Here is a 2,544-nt window from a genome sequence, read left to right on the forward strand (position 1 = left end):
CAAGGGAATCGCAAAACCGAATTGCAGGAAAACAGCGTCCAAATACCGCTAATCCTGCAATTCCAAAGCCGCTATCCGCCTCAATCAACAGGCCAGATCAATGGCTTGCGGATAGTTCACGGCCGACCAAATCGAAAATGCAAACTTAGGCTGTTGCGCGGTATCTCCTTCCACATCATCTCTTGCGCATACCTGCATTCCAAGGTGTTTGATCCTATGCTTCGCGAGGAGCAGGTAGGTCGCGACAGCTAGGCAATGTTCCAGCTGCCCTAGCGGAGGAGTCACGATTTTCCGGCAAGCTCCGTCGGCAGACGTTCCTTTCTGGCCTTGGCAAAGGCTCGGTCGCCTTCCAGAAACGCCGCCAGCATGAAAGGGATGAGTTCTGCCACGGTTTCAGACTGACCATAGGTCTGACGGTAAAGTGCAGCATACTCCTTGAGTGTTTGGCTCAGCTCCGCGCTGACGGTAATGGTGATCTTCGAAGCTGTTCGGTCCGGAAGTTTTCCAAGTTTCAGGTCAGCCATGATAACTCCTGCTCAACTGGCGTATGGCCGCAGCACGATGTCCTTGTGCACGATGACGCGCAGTGGCCAACCTGGGCGGACGACGATGGTGGGCTGGATATTGAGGTTTTTTTCGGTGATGCGCTGGCCGGCTCGACTGGCGTTCTGCTGGGCTGATTCCCGGATCGCCTTGACCAGATCGCTCTCGTTTTCGCCGAGGCTGAATTCTGTGCCGACACCGAGCAATGTGGCAAGCGCCACTCCCTTGATCATCTGCCAAGTGTGGAAATCGACTTCGTCTTCCAGCCCTGCGTAGCCGGCGGTGTCGCTCGCGGGCAGATTGTCGATTTCGGCCGACGAGCCGTCGGGCAGCAGAATGCGCTGCCAGACCAGCAGCGCTCGCTTTTGCCCGAACGCGACGACGCTGTCGTAGACGCCGATAAGACGTGAGCCCTGCGGAATCAGCAATATGTTGCCCGTGACCGTGTCGTGCACATTTTCGGTGACTTGCGCGACGACAAGGCCCGGCAAATCGGAATTGATGCCGGTGATCAGGCTGGCGGCAATCACGCTGCCAGCCATCAGTTGATATGGCGAGATCGGCGTCTGCAGCGCATGCGGATTGTAGATCCCGCCAGTGCTCCGCTGGCTGAGAAAATCAAGCTTTCGCTGCTGATTGTTCTGGTCGCCTTCCGCCGCCGCCACCGAGGCTGACGCGCGTCCTGCTTCGGATTGGGGAAGCGCCTCAAATGGATGCTGAGCAGTTTGCACGCTCTCTCCGACATCTGTCTTTTGAGCTCGATTTTCGACGCGGAAAAGCACCCGCGATTCACGCGCTTCGATCGCCTGCTGCGCTAGACGCTGCTCCTCGGCCGAGATGTCTTGGCCCGGCACGATGCCGAGCTGGCGCTGCCGCTCGAGGATGGGGCGGCCGAGGTCGCCCGGCAAAGGTAGCCCAAGGACGGGAGGCTTCGGCTTCATGCCGGAATAGTCATGGGGAAGCGTATCGAGCCCCTCGGCGGTTGGTTTGCGCTCAGTGTTGTAGAGATCTTCCGCCTGATCCCTGATGCGAAGGGCCGGCCCCTGGAGGGCGATCATGGTAACGCCGAAGACAGCGCCGGATCCGAGCGCTGCGATCGCGATGATCACACCGCGCCTGAACCGCACCACGCGGCGGGGAGAGGCCCGAAGCTGCAGTTCCTCGGGATCCAGTTTCGGCGGGATGCCAGAGCGGGAATTTTCGATCATGAGTCCTCACCTCGCCGGCTGCCGCGAAAGAGCGAGATCCGCCGTTGCGGTTGCCTGCCGTCAATCCTGCTGATGCGGATCACCTGCTGCCGCTTGGTGCCGAGGCGAAGTTCGGCCGCGGCGAAGAGCCGATCGACGATGTAATAGTTGCCGCGCACGCGATAGTTGACGAGCTCGCTGCTCCCATCTGCGCCGACGATGAAGAGTGGTGGCGCCTCGCCCTGATCTATGCGACGAGGGAACTCAATATAGACCTTGCTGCCGTCGTCGAAGGCTCGCGTCGGTCTCCAGGGCGGTGTGTCGCCACTGATTGAGTAGCGAAAGCGAAGGTTTTCGAGCGCGATATTCGACGCGACCGGTGTAACTGCCTCGGCTTGAGCATTGCGCTGGCGAAGCGCGATGATCTGGTCTTGGCTGTAGGTCCAGGAGATTGCCGCCATTGCGGTCTTCTCGGTGCTTTGAAGCTGCAAATGATAGGTCCGCCGGTCCGTCGTAATGACGACATTGGTGGCAAGACCCGGCGCGAAGGGTTTTACCAGAACATGGGTGCGCTGATTGTCACCGGTGCCGCTTGCGGTATCGCCAATGACCCAGCGCACGGTGTCGCCAGCCGACACGGCGGTTAGTTTCTCGCCCGGCTGCAGAGCGATGTCGGTCACGCGCTCCGGCGCGGCATAGAGTTGATAAAGCGCGCCATCGGTGAAGGGGTAGACTTGCACGGCATTAACATACCCGTACTTGGTGGGTTGCTGGGTCGCGGCTTTGTTGGCATCAGCGACGCGTTCTTCAGGGG

Annotated in this window: 4 protein-coding genes; 1 reads left to right on the forward strand and 3 read right to left on the reverse strand. The window is 59.7% G+C overall.

What is annotated here, in order from left to right:
* A partial coding sequence (locus EN990_RS35880; protein WP_206516445.1) for a hypothetical protein occupies positions 1 to 252 on the forward strand: 252 nt, incomplete at its 5' end.
* 29 nt (positions 253 to 281) lie between these two features.
* Here the strand turns inward: EN990_RS35880 and EN990_RS35070 are convergent.
* The 3 genes from EN990_RS35070 to trbG all read right to left on the reverse strand — a co-directional run.
* Complete coding sequence (locus tag EN990_RS35070; protein WP_024502859.1) at positions 282 to 524, reverse strand: DUF2274 domain-containing protein; 243 nt, start codon at positions 522 to 524, stop codon at positions 282 to 284.
* A 12-nt stretch (positions 525 to 536) separates the two neighbouring features.
* Positions 537 to 1,751 (reverse strand): TrbI/VirB10 family protein, encoded by a 1,215-nt coding sequence (locus EN990_RS35075; RefSeq protein ID WP_063169228.1) that lies wholly within the window; start codon positions 1,749 to 1,751, stop codon positions 537 to 539.
* Positions 1,748 to 2,544, reverse strand: a 797-nt coding sequence (gene trbG / locus EN990_RS35080; protein ID WP_127388574.1) for a P-type conjugative transfer protein TrbG, incomplete at its 5' end; no start/stop codon positions are given. The genes EN990_RS35075 and trbG, both read right to left, overlap by 4 nt.

This window comes from Mesorhizobium sp. M7A.F.Ca.US.005.03.1.1, assembly GCF_003997975.1.
Taxonomy (GTDB): domain Bacteria; phylum Pseudomonadota; class Alphaproteobacteria; order Rhizobiales; family Rhizobiaceae; genus Mesorhizobium; species Mesorhizobium ciceri.